This is a genomic window from Ralstonia sp. 1138 (assembly GCF_040544795.1).
In the GTDB taxonomy this organism is placed as follows: domain Bacteria; phylum Pseudomonadota; class Gammaproteobacteria; order Burkholderiales; family Burkholderiaceae; genus Ralstonia; species Ralstonia flatus.
In genome coordinates, this window is record NZ_JBEPKQ010000001.1 from 1,543,785 (window position 1) to 1,557,702 (window position 13,918).

The 13,918-nt window shown below is 65.8% G+C and carries 11 protein-coding genes; 5 read left to right on the top strand and 6 right to left on the bottom strand.

Annotated features, from left to right (window positions below; all coding sequences use genetic code 11):
- Positions 1-15 precede the first annotated feature (15 nt).
- On the top strand, positions 16-1,206 hold the full coding sequence (locus tag ABIC76_RS06860; protein WP_354533409.1) for an efflux RND transporter periplasmic adaptor subunit: 1,191 nt from the start codon (positions 16-18) through the stop codon (positions 1,204-1,206).
- Between the two features lie 11 nt (positions 1,207-1,217).
- A complete protein-coding gene (locus ABIC76_RS06865; protein WP_354533410.1) occupies positions 1,218-4,388 on the top strand; it encodes an efflux RND transporter permease subunit in 3,171 nt (1,056 codons plus the stop codon).
- Between the two features lie 35 nt (positions 4,389-4,423).
- Here the strand turns inward: ABIC76_RS06865 and ABIC76_RS06870 are convergent, their stop codons facing one another.
- From ABIC76_RS06870 to ABIC76_RS06890, 5 genes are all read right to left on the bottom strand, one after another.
- Positions 4,424-4,603: a hypothetical protein gene (locus ABIC76_RS06870; protein WP_102065334.1), complete on the bottom strand. Its 180-nt coding sequence runs from the start codon at positions 4,601-4,603 to the stop codon at positions 4,424-4,426.
- Between the two features lie 37 nt (positions 4,604-4,640).
- Positions 4,641-5,270: a PadR family transcriptional regulator gene (locus ABIC76_RS06875; RefSeq protein WP_354533411.1), complete on the bottom strand. Its 630-nt coding sequence runs from the start codon at positions 5,268-5,270 to the stop codon at positions 4,641-4,643.
- A 153-nt stretch (positions 5,271-5,423) separates the two neighbouring features.
- On the bottom strand, positions 5,424-5,858 hold the full coding sequence (locus ABIC76_RS06880; protein WP_027679964.1) for an HIT family protein: 435 nt from the start codon (positions 5,856-5,858) through the stop codon (positions 5,424-5,426).
- 96 nt (positions 5,859-5,954) lie between these two features.
- Complete coding sequence (locus ABIC76_RS06885) at positions 5,955-7,400, bottom strand: MFS transporter (RefSeq protein ID WP_354533412.1); 1,446 nt, start codon at positions 7,398-7,400, stop codon at positions 5,955-5,957.
- Between the two features lie 41 nt (positions 7,401-7,441).
- Positions 7,442-8,107 (bottom strand): TetR/AcrR family transcriptional regulator, encoded by a 666-nt coding sequence (locus ABIC76_RS06890; RefSeq protein WP_354533413.1) that lies wholly within the window; start codon positions 8,105-8,107, stop codon positions 7,442-7,444.
- Positions 8,108-8,336: 229 nt separating this feature from the next.
- Between ABIC76_RS06890 and ABIC76_RS06895 the strand changes: the two genes are divergently transcribed.
- Positions 8,337-9,593 carry a branched-chain amino acid ABC transporter substrate-binding protein gene (locus ABIC76_RS06895; protein WP_102065330.1) on the top strand — a complete coding sequence of 419 codons (1,257 nt, stop codon included), beginning with the start codon at positions 8,337-8,339 and terminating at the stop codon, positions 9,591-9,593.
- 32 nt (positions 9,594-9,625) lie between these two features.
- On the opposite strand, the gene ABIC76_RS06900 is transcribed toward ABIC76_RS06895, so the two are convergent.
- Positions 9,626-10,558, bottom strand: coding sequence for a 2-hydroxyacid dehydrogenase (locus tag ABIC76_RS06900; RefSeq protein ID WP_354533414.1), 933 nt, complete (start codon positions 10,556-10,558; stop codon positions 9,626-9,628).
- A 268-nt stretch (positions 10,559-10,826) separates the two neighbouring features.
- Here ABIC76_RS06900 and ABIC76_RS06905 point away from each other — a divergent pair, with 268 nt between their 5' ends.
- A complete protein-coding gene (locus ABIC76_RS06905; protein WP_354533415.1) occupies positions 10,827-11,531 on the top strand; it encodes a glycine zipper 2TM domain-containing protein in 705 nt (234 codons plus the stop codon).
- Positions 11,532-11,632: 101 nt separating this feature from the next.
- The gene (locus ABIC76_RS06910) at positions 11,633-13,477 is read left to right on the top strand and encodes a methyl-accepting chemotaxis protein (RefSeq protein ID WP_354533416.1); all 1,845 of its coding nucleotides are present in this window, start codon (positions 11,633-11,635) and stop codon (positions 13,475-13,477) included.
- Positions 13,478-13,918 lie beyond the last annotated feature (441 nt).

The following is a 13,918-nucleotide window of genomic DNA, read 5'->3' on the forward strand; positions in this document are numbered from 1 at the left end:
TCTCTTTCTGCTGACATGACACTTCCACCGCAACAACGGCGCGCCATCGCGCTCATCGTCGTGCTCGGGGCGCTGGCCGCGGTCGGGCTGTGGTTCGGCATGGGCGCACGCCAGGCTCCGACGTCCGATGCTGAGGCAGCACCTGCACCGGCTGCCACCGAGCAGGCCGAGGCACCCCACGCCGAGACGCTCGCCATGACGGCCGAAGCCATCGCCAATGCCAAGATCGGTGTGGACACCGCCGGGGCTGCCGACTTGCGAACGCAGGTGGTCCTGCCCGGCGAGATCCGCCTGAACGAAGACCGCACCGCGCACGTGGTGCCGCGCGTGGCGGGTGTGGCCGAGAAGGTGGCAGTGGAACTGGGCCAGCCGGTGACGCGCGGCCAACTGCTGGCCATGCTCTCCAGCCCCGCGCTGTCGGATCAGCGCAGCGAACTGCAGGCCGCTCAGCAACGCCTTGCGCTCGCGCAGGAAACACACGCACGCGAAAAGCGCCTCTGGGAGCAGGGCATCGCCGCTGAACAGGATTACCAGCAGGCGCGCACGTCGCTTCAGGAAGCGCGCATTGCCGCGGACAACGCCCGCCAGAAGCTGACGGCCATTGGTGCCGCACCGGCGGGTTCGGCGCTGAATCGCTTCGAGTTGCGTGCGCCGTTTGATGGCGTCGTGGTCGCGAAGCACCTGTCGCAGGGTGAGGCCGTGCAGGCGGAGACAGCCGTTTTTACCGTGGCGGACCTGCGCACCGTATGGGCGGACTTTTCCGTCACCGCCAAGGACCTGGAAGCGGTCACCACCAACGCTGCCGCCATCGTGCGCGCCACGGCCACGGGCACCGCCGTGCAAGGCAAGGTCTCTTACGTTGGCACCTTGCTGGGCGAACAGACCCGCACCGCGCCCGCCCGCGTCACGCTCGACAACCCGAAGCTCGCTTGGCGGCCCGGCATGTTCGTCAACGTGTCGGTCGAATCGGGGCGCGTGCAGGTGCCCGTGGCCGTGCGCGCCGATGCCGTGCAGACCGTCGATGAGAAACCGTCGGTGTTTGTGCCCGTGTCCGCCGGCTTTGAAGTGCGCCCCGTCAAAACGGGCCGCACCGACGGCACCTGGACGGAGATTCTCGAAGGGCTTCCCGCCGGCACGCGCTACGCCGCGACCAACAGCTACGTGCTGAAGGCCGAAGCCGGCAAGTCAGCCGACCACGGTCATTGAAAGGAGGCGCCATGTTTGAACGCCTCTTGCGCACCGTCATCGCCCAGCGCTGGCTGGTGCTGCTGGCCGTGCTGGCCGCCGCCGCGTTCGGCGCGTACAGCTATACGCGTCTATCGATCGACGCGGTGCCGGACATCACCAACGTGCAGGTGCAGATCAATACGCCGGCACCGGGCTATTCCCCGCTGGAGACCGAACAGCGCATCACCTATGCGCTCGAAACCGCCATGGCTGGCTTGCCCAAGCTGGAGCAGACGCGCTCGCTCTCGCGCTACGGCCTGTCGCAGGTGACGGTGATCTTCAAGGAGGGCACCGACATCTATTTCGCACGCCAGCTGGTGAGCGAACGCCTCCAGGCCGCAAAGGAGCAGTTGCCCGATGGCATTTCGCCGAGCATGGGGCCGGTCTCCACCGGCCTGGGCGAAATCTACCTGTGGACCGTAGAGGCCGACGCCAATGCGCGCAAGCCCGACGGCACCGCCTACACCCCCGCCGACTTGCGCGAGCTGCAGGACTGGGTGATCCGCCCGCAGATCCGCAATGTGCCGGGCGTGACGGAGGTCAACACCATCGGTGGTTTCGCCAAGGAATTCCTGGTGGCGACGAGCCCCGAACGCCTGGCGTCATACAAGCTCACGCTGGCCGATGTGGTCACCGCGCTGGACCGCAACAACGCGAACGTCGGCGCTGGCTATATCGAGCGCAAGGGCGAGCAGTACCTCGTGCGTGCGCCTGGCCAGTTGCGCGATGCGGCCGACATCGGCAACGTGGTGCTCGCCAGCCCCAACGGCACGCCGGTGCGCTTGCGCGACGTCGCCAGCATCGAAAGCGGCAGCGAACTGCGCACGGGCGCCGCTACCAGCAATGGGCGCGAGGTGGTGCTCGGCACGGCGTTCCTGTTGATGGGCGAGAACAGCCGCACCGTCTCGCAAGCCGTGGACAAGCGCATGCAGGAGATTCGCAAGACGCTGCCGGCGGGCATTCGCGTGGAGTCGGTGTACGACCGCACGGTGCTCGTCGACAAGGCCATCGCCACGGTCAAGAAGAATCTGCTGGAAGGCGCCATTCTCGTCATGGCGGTGCTGTTCCTCTTCCTGGGCAACCTGCGTGCAGCCGTGCTGACGGCGCTGGTGATTCCCTTGTCGATGCTGATGACGTTCAGCGGCATGGTGTCGGCCAAGGTGAGCGCCAACTTGATGAGTTTGGGTGCGCTGGACTTCGGCATCATCGTCGACGGCGCGGTGGTGATCGTCGAGAACTGCGTGCGGCGCCTTGCGCATGCGCAGGAATTGCGCGGACGCCCGCTCACGCGCGCCGAGCGCTTCGACGAGGTATTTGAAGCCGCCCGCGAAGCGCGCCGCCCGTTGCTGTATGGCCAGCTCATCATCATGGTGGTGTACCTGCCGATCTTTGCGCTCTCGGGTGTGGAAGGGAAGATGTTCCACCCGATGGCGATCACGGTGGTGCTGGCGCTGGCTGTGGCCATGATTCTCTCCATCACGTTTGTACCGGCCGCCGTGGCCTTGTTCATTGGCGAGCGGGTCGCCGAGAAAGAGAACCGCCTGATGGGTTGGGCGCGCCGCATGTATGCGCCGCTGCTCGAACGGGTGCTGGCCGCGCCGGCCGTGGTGTTGACGTTTGCCGCGGTGGCGGTGTCGGTCTCGGTGGTGGCAGCCACGCGCCTGGGCGCCGAGTTCGTGCCCAACCTGAACGAAGGCGATCTTTCCATCCAGGCCATGCGCGTGCCGGGCACCGGCCTGGCGCAATCGCTGGACATGCAGATGCAGATCGAGCGCACGCTCAAGACGAAGTTTCCCGAGATCGAGCGTGTCTTCGCGCGCACCGGTACCGCAGAGGTCGCGACCGACGTGATGCCGCCCAGCATCTCCGACGGCTACATCATGCTCAAGCCCGAGCGCGACTGGCCCGCCGGCCCCGATGGCAAACGCCGCAACCGGGATCAGTTGCTGGCCGACATTCGCACCACGGTCGAAGCGCTGCCCGGCAATGCGTACGAGTTCTCGCAGCCGATTCAGTTGCGCTTCAATGAACTGATTTCGGGCGTACGCAGCGACGTGGCCGTCAAGCTCTTCGGCGACGACATGGGCGTGCTGGAAGCCCAGGCCAAGCGGATTGCGGCGCAGCTGGGCAAGCTGGCCGGCGCTGCCGAGGTGAAGATCGAACAGACCGGCGGCCTGCCTTTTTTGAACGTCGACATCGATCGCGACAAGGCCGCGCGGTATGGCCTCTCCATCGGCGCGATTCAGGACACGGTGTCCGCTGCCATTGGGGGTAAGGATGCGGGCACGGTATTCCAGGGCGATCGTCGTTTCGGCATCGTCGTGCGGCTGCCGGAAACTGCGCGCAGCGACCCGGCTGCGCTGGGACGCTTGCCGCTGGCATTGCCCAACGGGCAGGGTTACGTGCCGCTGTCCGATGTGGCCACGCTCGACGAGGTGACCGGTCCCAACCAGGTCAGCCGCGAAGACGGCAAGCGTCGCATCGTCGTCAGCGCCAATGTGCGCGGGCGCGACATCGCCTCGTTCGTCGAAGAAGCGCAGGCGGTGCTTGATGCGCAGGTGCGCCTGCCAACCGGTTACTGGATGGCGTGGGGCGGGCAGTTCGAGCAGTTGCAGTCGGCCACCGGGCGCCTGCAGATCGTGGTGCCGCTGGCGCTGGCCATGGTGTTCACGCTGCTGTTCATGATGTTCGGCAACCTGAAAGACGGCTTGCTGGTGTTTTCCGGCATTCCGTTTGCGCTGTCGGGCGGCATCCTGGCGCTGGCGTTGCGCGGTATTCCGTTGTCGATTTCCGCGGCGGTGGGCTTCATCGCGCTGTCGGGCGTGGCAGTGCTCAACGGGCTGGTGATGCTGAGCTTCATCCGCAGCCTGCGCGAGAGCGGCAAGCCCGTCGACGAGGCCATACGTGAGGGCGCGCTTACGCGCTTGCGTCCGGTGCTGATGACCGCGCTGGTGGCATCGCTGGGCTTCGTGCCCATGGCACTGGCAACCGGCACGGGCGCTGAAGTGCAGCGACCGTTGGCCACGGTGGTGATCGGGGGGATTCTGTCGTCGACGGCGCTGACGCTGCTGGTGCTGCCGGTGTTGTATCAGCTGGCCTATCGACGGGGCGCGCAGCCAGGAAGAGGGGACGCACCCGCGCCCGAAGCGTCATCCGCCTGACTGCGGTGCGTCCTTTCTGGCTCGGTGTGCCGCGCTCAACGCCACAGGCCGGCGATGTGCAGCAGCGCTGCGCATGCGCCGACCGCTACGAGGAACAAGCCCGCCCCGATGGGCGAACCCCAGCCATACCAGCTCAGGGCCTTCTCGGCATTCGGGTCGAACGGGATGGATGGCGAATGCGTGTCGCGCGACACGGTTTGCGATGAGGTCTGCATGACGACTCCGGTTTCACTGCGTTGACGGCGGACCGGCTCAGGCCGGCCCGGTAGTGGAGGCGGTCTTCTCGGCCGCCGCGCGCTGCTGATGCCAGCCGCGCCAGAGGTCCAGCCCGCCCAGCGTGCCGGCCTCCATCTGGGTGATGAGTCCGATCACGAACTGACGTTCTGCCAGCAGCAGCGCGCGCTGGTACTCGGACTCAATCAGAAACAGTTGCGGCACTTCCTGTGCGGCACCCGTCGTCAGCTCGGCATCGACTTCTGCGATGAGCGGATCGAGGCGCGCCAGGCGGTCGCGCAGCAGGTCGATCACCTGATCGGGCGGCAGTGCGGGCAGCAGCGATAACCCGGCTTCGAAGCGCAGGTATTCCTTCTCCGGCCAGGCGATCCATTCACGCAGCCAGTCGTTCATCTCGGCGCGGCCGGCAGGGGTGATGGCGTAGACGGTCCGCTCCGGGCGAGCGCCATCCCGCACGGTTTCGGTTGGCACGATCAGCGCGGCGGCTTCCAGCGAATCGATCACGGTGTACAGCGAGCCGTAGCGCAGCTTGATGCTTTTCTCCTTGCCCCGTGCACGCATGGTCGACGCCATCTCATACGGATGCATCGGTTTTTCAAACAGCAGCACAAGGACCGCAAGGGCCAACGGACTGGTCGGACGCTTCATATTTGCTCGGTTGCGTATATCCGTTGACGAATATACGCAGCCGGCTGGGTAAACGCAAGAACGATGCGGAGTCGGTACAGCGGGGGGAGCGAGATTGACAAGGGAGGAAGTTCGCGAGGCCGGCTGGTGCGGCCTCGGCGTGTGGGGTGAAGCTTATTCGGCCTGCAGTGCGGCGATGATCTTTTCGGCTTGGGCCTTCAGCTTGTCGGTGTCGGCCTGCACGCGGGCGTGCGGTTGCAGCGGGGTGTCGCTGTAGCGCGGCAGCACGTGAAAGTGCACGTGCGGCACCGTCTGCCCGGCAGCGCTGCCGTTGAGCTGGAAGATCGCGATGCCCGGCGGCGTGAACGCGGCGCGCACGGCGCGCGCCAGCTTGCGCGTGGTGCGGATGGCAGCCGATGCGGCATCGTCGGACAGGTCGAACAACTCGGCCGCGCCTTCCTTGGGCAGCACCAGGACGTGGCCGTCGGCCTGCGGCATGATGTCCATGAAGGCGATGGTGTGGTCGTCTTCGTACACCTTGATGCAAGGCAGCTCGCCACGCAGGATCTTGGCGAAGATGTTCTGGTTGTCGTAAGTCGCGTCAGGCATGAAGTGTCTCCAGTAAGCGGGAAATGCACGGGAAAGCGCTGCGCGAAAGTATATAGGCGACCGGCGGCGACGCGCCGCGCCCAGGTTTAGCGCAGATCAAGCCGGGGTGTCGTCGAGCGACAACGGCGCAGCCACGTGTTCCAAGGGTTTGCGCTCCGCCGCCGTCCCCCAGCGCGCCTGCACCGCGGCCGCCAGCAGCATCAGCACGGCACCGAATGCATAGCCCCCGAACACGGCACCGCGCGAGTGCGTATCGATCAGCCAACCGAACAGCGCAGGCCCGGCCACGCCGCCCAGCCCGGTGCCCACGGCGTAGAACAACGCGATGGCAAGGGCGCGCACCTCGAGCGGGAAGGTCTCGCTCACCGTCAGATACGCCGAGCTGGCGGCGGCCGATGCAAAGAAGAACACCACGGTCCACGCGATCGTCTGTGTAGTTCCATCGAGCACACCGGCCTTGAAGAGCGCGCCGCTCACCAGCAACAGCAGGCCGCTGATCGCATAGGTGGCGCCAATCATCGTGCGCCGGCCCACTACGTCAAACAGACGCCCGAGCAGCAACGGCCCGAGAAAATTGCCCAGCGCGAACGGCAGCAGGTAGGTGCCGACCTTCGTCGCGGGCACGTCGTAGAAATCGGTCAGCACCAGCGCGTAGGTGAAGAAGATGGCGTTGTAGAAGAACGCCTGCGCTGCCATCAGCGCGAGGCCCACCAGCGCGCGTTGCCGGTGCTGCACGAACAGCACGCGGGCCACTTCGGCCAAGCGCGGATGGCCGCGGCTGCGCATGCGCAATGCGGGCAGCGGCGCGGTATCGAAGCGATGGCCGCGTGCGGCGATTTCGCTTTCGATATCACGCACGATGGCCTGCGCTTCTTCATGCCGGCCGCGCGTGATGAGCCAGCGTGGGCTTTCCGGAATCCAGAAACGCATGACCAGAATGATGAGCCCCAGCACTGCGCCGATGAAGAAGCACAGCCGCCAGCCCGTATCCACGCTCATGTGTGCGGGGTCCAGCAACCACAACGAGGCGCCCGCGCCGAACGCCGCCCCGACCCAGAACGTGCCGTTGATGGCGAGGTCCGTCCAGCCGCGCACGCGTGCGGGCGTCAGCTCCTGGATGGTCGAATTGATGGCCGCATATTCGCCGCCGATCCCTGCGCCGGTGAGCGCACGAAACACGACGAGGCTGGCAAAGCTCCACGAAAATGCCGTGGCGAACGTGGCGAGGATGTACACGCCCAACGTGATGAAGAACAGCTTGCGGCGGCCGAGCCGATCCGTCATCCAGCCGAACAGCAGCGCGCCGAGCACCGCCCCGATCAGATAGGCACTGCTGGCAATGCCGACCTGCGCATTGGTGAGATGCAGGGCTGGGCTTTGCTTGAGGGCGCCCGCCACGGCACCGGCCAGCGTCACCTCCAGGCCGTCGAGCAGCCACGTAATGCCCAGCGCAATGACCACGCGTGTGTGAAAGCGGCTCCACGGCAGACGATCGAGCCGGCTGGGCAGGTCGGACGTGTGGAAGGCTGGCGATTCGGGCATCGCGGCGCACTCGAGCTGGAATGCGCACGACGCAGCACGAATTATTCCCGCACAGGTGCGGCCGAGTCTTCTTGCGGTGCGCCGGCGAGCAGCGTGTCTTCAAAGAAGCGGCGGCGCGCGTCCTTGTCGGGCTTGCTGCCCTGGTGCCAGAGCGTGGCCTCCGACAGCTGGTAGGCGTACAGCATGAAGGCGCGCGTCTTGGCGTCCTTGCGCGTAAAGCCGATCGCCTGGAAATGCTGGACGTAGTAATCCATGCGGTGTTCATCGACGGCTTCGACGGCCTCTTGCGCCATCGGGTCGCGCCGCGCCCAGGCGCGGATGGCGAACTCGATCATGGCGGTGCGGCGCGCGCTGCGTCCGCGAAACGGCAGTGCCAGCAGATCGCGCACCAGGCCCTGCACCGATGCGTTCTGCCGCTCCAGCTTGGGGCCGATGCGTGTGCGCTCGCTCCAGTCTTGCAGCACTTGGTGCAGCAGATCGTCGCGGTTCTTGAAGTGCCAGTAGAAACTGCCGCGCGTGACGTCCAGCTGCTTGGCGAGCACGTCCACGCGCACCGCATCGATGCTCTTGGTCACGAGCAGATCGGTGGCGGCGCGCACCCAGTCGTCGGGCGTGAGCTGGGCACGCGGCGCGGCCGGGGCGGAGGTTTCGGCATCGACGTCGACGGCAGCTTCGTGTTCGTCGATCAGCAAGGAAGGCTTGGGCATGAAGGCGGATTCTAGTCCCGCTGACAGGGCTGTCCAGCGCTTAAATCATGCTGAGGCCCCCAGGTTTGCGCGGGTTGACACGGCAATAAACGCACTCCTACCATGCACATACGTTTGTGTATGGAAGGATCGAGCTACCGTAAGCCTCGGTTTGCGGTTTAGTACAAGAACCATGCTCGACGATGCCTTCTGCACGGCGTCTAACGATAAGACATCAGGAGACATTTGCATGAAGGCATTCCGACTCGCGCTGTGCGCGGCGGCAGCAGTTGGCACATTCGCGGGCGCATTCTGCCCGAGCACCGTCCACGCCGAGACCGTCAAGATCGCGTGGATTGATCCGCTATCCGGGCTGATGGGCGCGCTGGGCCAGAACCAGCTTCGCAGCTGGCAATACGCGGCCGATCTGGCCAACCAGCAGAACTGGAGCGGCAACGGCACCAAGTTTGAAGTCGTCGGTTTCGACAACAAGGTGTCGCCGCAAGAAAGCCTGACGATCCTCAAGCAGATCACCGACCAGGGCATCCGCTACGTCGCGCAGGGCGACGGTTCCAGCGTGGGCATGGCGCTGCAGGACGCGATCGCCAAGTACAACGACCGCAACCCGGGCAAGGAGATCATCTATCTCAACTACGCCGCGGTCGATCCGGACATGACCAACAGCAAGTGCAACTATTGGCACTTCCGCCTGGACGCCAACTCCGACATGAAGATGGAGGCCCTGACCAGCTACCTGGCCAAGGACCCGAACATCAAGAAGGTCTATCTGCTGAACCAGAACTACTCGTTCGGGCACCAGGTGGCGCGTGCGGCCAAGGAATACCTCAAGCGCAAACGCCCGGACATCCAGGTGGTGGGTGAAGACCTGCACCCGCTGGCACAGGTGAAGGACTTCTCGCCGTATGTCGCGAAGATCCGCGCATCGGGCGCCGATACGGTCATCACCGGCAATTGGGGGAGCGATCTGGCACTGCTGATTCGCGCATCGAAGGATGCGGGCCTCACCACCAACTTCTATACGTACTACGCAGGCACCACCGGCGTGCCCACGGCGATGGGTGCCTCCGGCGCCGACCGTGTGAAGGTCATCAGCTACTTCGCCCCGAACGACGGCAACGCCAAGACGAGCGCCGTGCTCGACGGCTTCAAGAAGAAGTACAACGATGACTTCTTCAACGCCGATGTCTACACCGGCATCGCCTTCCTGGCCAAGGCCATCAAGACGAGCGGTTCGGCGGAGCCGGCCAAGGTGGCCAAGGTGATGGAAGGCATGACGGTCGATGGGCTCAACGGCCCGATCGAGATGCGCAAGACCGACCACCAGGCCCAGCAGACGCTGTACGTGACCACCTGGGTGAAGGCCGACGGCAAGAAGATCAAGTACGACCAGGAAAACACCGGCTACGGCTGGCGCACCGATGTCACGCTGGAACCGCACCTCGCGGCCCAGCCGACGTCGTGCCAGATGAAGCGTCCGGCGTCGTAACCGCGTGATCGACGTGTCCCCGGGTCAGTTCATTAGACCGGGGACACCACGCCTGTGCCCGCCAGGTGTCCGCGGGCGTTCTCCAGAAATCGATCCACCGTCGCCTGCACCGATTCCGGCGACCAGCCGGCAATGTGCGGCGTCAGCACGACCTGCTCCAGGTCCAGCAGCCCGGCCGGCGGCTTGGGCTCGCTCTCATACACATCCAGCCCCGCGCCGCCCAGCTTGCCTGCGCGGATGGCCGCTTCCAGCGCCGCCGTATCCACCACGCTGCCCCGCGCAATGTTGACTACGTAGCCGTTCGGGCCCAGCGCCTCCAGGATCGTCTGGTCGACCAGATGCTTCGTCTGCGCACCGCCCGGCGTGGCAACGATCAGGAAGTCGGCCCAGTCGGCCATGTCCTTGAGCGCATCGAAGTAGCGGTATGACACGCCTTCGCGCGGCTTGCGATTGTGATAGCCGATCTGCATGTCGAAGCCGGCCGCGCGGCGCGCGATCTGCATGCCGATGGTGCCCAGGCCGACGATGCCCAGTCGCTTGCCGCATACGCCGGGCTGCAGCGGAATGTCGTCGCGCCAGACGCCGTTGCGTGTGGACCGGTCCAGCTTGGGAATGCCGCGCACGGTAGCCAGCAGCAAGCCAAAGGCGTGGTCGGCCACGCAGGCATCGTTGGTGCCGGCGCCGTTGGCTACGGCCACGCCACGCGCGCGGGCGGCCTCCACGTCGATGTTCTCGTAGCCGGCGCCCAGCGCGCAGGCAAGTTCCAGCTTGGGCATCGCGGCAATCTCCGCGCCCGTCAGGCCCGTCGAGCCGTTGGTGAGGACGATGCGGACATCCTGCCCGTGGCGCGCGATCGCCGCGTCGCGTTCGGCGCGGGTGGGCGCATGGATGACGTGGAAATGTTCAGCGATCTGCGCCACGTTATCGGGCGTCATCGCAATGAGGAGCAGCAGGGTCGGTTGCATGAGTAAGGAGGGGAGGCGGAGCGCAAGAATAGGGAGACGCCAGTAAACAGGTGCGTCGCGCGGCGCTTGGCGATGATAACGCGCGACCCGCCCGCCTTGCTGGAAGCCATGCCCCGCATGCGGTTACACGCCGTTACCGATGAGCAGGTTTGGTTGCACGGGTTTGCCGGACTGCGGCATAGACTTTGCGGCAAGAGGCGCATGGCCGCAGGCCGCAGGGCAGACCGCAGGTCGGCCCAGACGCCTCGTTCACCAGACGGGAATCATCATGCGAGCAACGAACAAGTCGGACCGTGCAGGGCACGCAGCGCGTTGGGTGGCAGCGGCCGCATTGGCCGCCGTGGCAGCCGGGCTGACGGGCTGCGTGACGGCGCCGGCGTACCCCGGTTATGGCGCGGGCTACGGTGCAGGGTATGCCGCGGGCAGCAATGCTTACGCGAACAGCACAGGCCCGACCACCTACAGCAGCGGCTATACCAGCGGGTACGACAACACGTACAACAACGCGTACAACAACGGCTACGGCAGCTATGACCCCAACGCGCCGCAGCCCTATCCGCAACAGCCTGCGCCGGCGTACTCGCAGCCGAACTATTCGCCGTATCCGAGCAGCAGCGACCCGTCTTATCAGGCGCCGGCGGATAACCGCTACGGCGTTGTCGAATACGTCGAAGCCGTGCCGGTGCGCGGTCAGCCGAGCGGTGTGGGAGCGGTGCTGGGCGGCGTAGTGGGTGGCTTGCTGGGCCACCAGGTGGGCGGCGGGCGCGGCAACACCGTGGCCACCATTGGCGGCGCCGTGGCCGGCGCCATGGCGGGCAACGCCGTCGAGGGCAACACGATGGTCGGCCAGACCTACCGCGTCACCTTGCGGCTGAACGACAACTCGCGCGTCACGCTCACGCAGAACAATCCGAACGGCTTGCGTACGGGGGATCGCGCCCGTATCGAAAACAACATGGCTGTGCCGTACTAGCCACATCGTGCATGGGCGGCCGCCCGGCCCGGCGCTGAACGGGCTTCAGAAACGGCACGGGGCGGCCGATATAGCGGGGGCAATAACCCGCGGTGACTCCCATGCTCAATCGACTTTCCATCCGTTTCCGACTCAACGCAGCGCTGGCGGTCCTGGCCGCGCTACTGGCTGCCACAGGCACCATCGGCGTGGTCGGAATGCGCGCGTCCGACGCGAACATCAACGAGATCTACACCAATCAGCTTGCTTCGACCTCGCTGGTCGGCAAGTCGCAGCTGAATGCGGCGATCGTGCGTACAACGCTGGATCGCGCGGTCTTCCATCCGGATGCGGCCGACGTGCCGGCCATCCTCGACAAGGCCAACGGCTACCGCGCCAAGTCTGACGACGCGTGGAAGCAATACAAGGCGCTGCCCATGAACGCGGATGAAGCGCGCCTGGCCGCCGACATGGAAGCCAAGCGCAACGCGCTCTTCCGCGACGGCATCGAACCGTTGATGAGCGCATTGCGCGCCCGCGATGCCGCAGCCGCCGACAAGGTGGTGATGAATGTCATCCCGCCGCTGTCCGTGGCGCTGACTGCCGCTGCCGACGCGTTGGACCGCAGCCAGGTCGAACAGGCCAAGGCCGCTTACGAAAGCGCGGCGGCCCGCTCGCACGCGTTTCTGATGCTGATCATTGGCGCCATCGTGGTGGGCATTGCAGCGGCGCTCGGCTGCGCATTCGGCCTGCACCGTGCGATCTCGGTGCCGCTGTCGAAGATGCTGGGGCACTTCAGCGCGATCTCGAACGGCAACCTGACCGAACGCATCACCGTCAGCAGCAAGGACGAAATGGGCGCGCTCACGCAAGGTCTCATCGACATGCAGAACGGCCTGATCCGCACCATCCTGACGATGCGCGGCGGTAGCGAATCCATCGCCAGCGCGACCAAGCAGATCGCGGCCGGCAACATGGACCTTTCGCAACGTACCGAAGAGCAGGCGTCGTCGCTGGAGGAAACCGCATCGAGCATGGAAGAGCTGACGAGCATCGTGCGCCAGAACGCTGACAACGCGCGTCAGGCCAGCCAGCTTGCGGGCAATGCATCGGACATCGCTGTCAAGGGTGGCGAAGTGGTCGGCCGGGTGGTGGACACCATGGCCGGCATCAACGACAGCAGCAAGAAGATCGCCGACATCATCGGCGTGATCGAAGGTATTGCCTTCCAGACCAACATCCTGGCGCTGAACGCGGCAGTGGAAGCGGCCCGTGCGGGCGAGCAGGGCCGCGGCTTTGCGGTGGTGGCCGGCGAGGTGCGCAGTCTCGCGCAGCGGTCGGCCACGGCGGCCAAGGAAATCAAGGAACTCATCAGCGATTCGGTTGGCCGCGTTGAAAACGGCACGACGCTCGTGGCCGAAGCGGGCGACGTGATCGACGAGGTGGTGGTCGCCGTCAAGCGCGTGACCGACATCATGGGCGAGATCAGTTCGGCATCGGACGAACAGAGCGCCGGTATCGAGCAGGTCAACCAGGCCGTCACGCAGATGGATGAGGTGACGCAGCAGAACGCCGCGCTGGTGGAAGAGGCGGCGGCCGCTGCGCAATCGCTGGAGGAGCAGGCCGGCGTGCTGCGCGAGGCCGTGGCGTCGTTCCGGCTGCCGGCGGCGGGTGCGCATGCGGGGCCGGTGGTGGCTCCCGTTTCTGCCAACGCCGTGAACGTTGCGAAGGTGGCGCCTGCGGTATCGGCGGCGGTTTCGTCCAGCACGACAGCGAAACCGGTCGCGCGCAAACCGGCCGCAGCGACGGCACGTACAGCGCGCAAGCGACTGGCAGCGCCCGTCAAGCCGGCGGCTGTGCCGGCTCCGGAGGCGAAGGCAGCGCCTGCCGCGGCAGTTGAACCCAAACCAGGCAAACTTGCCCTGGCTGCGGCGTCCAGCGATGCCGACGACTGGGAACAGTTCTGACACGCAAGCCGACACGCTCTTTTCAACAAGCCGCGCCCTGAGCGCGGCTTTGTGTTTCAGCGCTGCAACCGATTTGCCGAATTGCTTGGGCCGATGTTGTCGGTCCGGCCGGCACTTTGCGCGGGGCAGTCGCTGCCGCTTCGCTCGACCGCGCCGTCGGCCGTCTCCGAAGGGCGTTTCGTCTGGCAGACCCTTTGCGCATCAGGCTTTGCAGCCTGCATGCCGCCGCACGCCACCGTCCATGCGCCACCATGCGCGCCCCGCCCGTCAGGTGCACTTCGCGCTCCCCTAACCCAAACACCCTGCACTTGATCACCCACCACCTCCGTCATTTGTATGGAGGCCTTGTCCACTGCCCGGACGAATGTCCATCACGCCAGACCGCATTGCATGCCTTGGCGGTGATCTCGGCACGCGTGCCGCGTGCGTCTTGCGTTCACA

Bases quoted from the DNA above. Each gene is read 5' to 3' on its own strand.
- ABIC76_RS06890 (WP_354533413.1), bottom strand. From the start codon at position 8,107: ATGCCCAAGCCTTCCTTGCTGATCGACGAACACGAAGCTGCCGTCGAC.
- ABIC76_RS06900 (WP_354533414.1), bottom strand. From the start codon at position 10,558: ATGCAACCGACCCTGCTGCTCCTCATTGCGATGACGCCCGATAACGTG.
- ABIC76_RS06885 (WP_354533412.1), bottom strand. From the start codon at position 7,400: ATGCCCGAATCGCCAGCCTTCCACACGTCCGACCTGCCCAGCCGGCTC.
- ABIC76_RS06880 (WP_027679964.1), bottom strand. From the start codon at position 5,858: ATGCCTGACGCGACTTACGACAACCAGAACATCTTCGCCAAGATCCTG.
- ABIC76_RS06905 (WP_354533415.1), top strand. From the start codon at position 10,827: ATGCGAGCAACGAACAAGTCGGACCGTGCAGGGCACGCAGCGCGTTGG.
- ABIC76_RS06910 (WP_354533416.1), top strand. From the start codon at position 11,633: ATGCTCAATCGACTTTCCATCCGTTTCCGACTCAACGCAGCGCTGGCG.
- ABIC76_RS06860 (WP_354533409.1), top strand. From the start codon at position 16: ATGACACTTCCACCGCAACAACGGCGCGCCATCGCGCTCATCGTCGTG.
- ABIC76_RS06865 (WP_354533410.1), top strand. From the start codon at position 1,218: ATGTTTGAACGCCTCTTGCGCACCGTCATCGCCCAGCGCTGGCTGGTG.
- ABIC76_RS06875 (WP_354533411.1), bottom strand. From the start codon at position 5,270: ATGAAGCGTCCGACCAGTCCGTTGGCCCTTGCGGTCCTTGTGCTGCTG.
- ABIC76_RS06870 (WP_102065334.1), bottom strand. From the start codon at position 4,603: ATGCAGACCTCATCGCAAACCGTGTCGCGCGACACGCATTCGCCATCC.
- ABIC76_RS06895 (WP_102065330.1), top strand. From the start codon at position 8,337: ATGAAGGCATTCCGACTCGCGCTGTGCGCGGCGGCAGCAGTTGGCACA.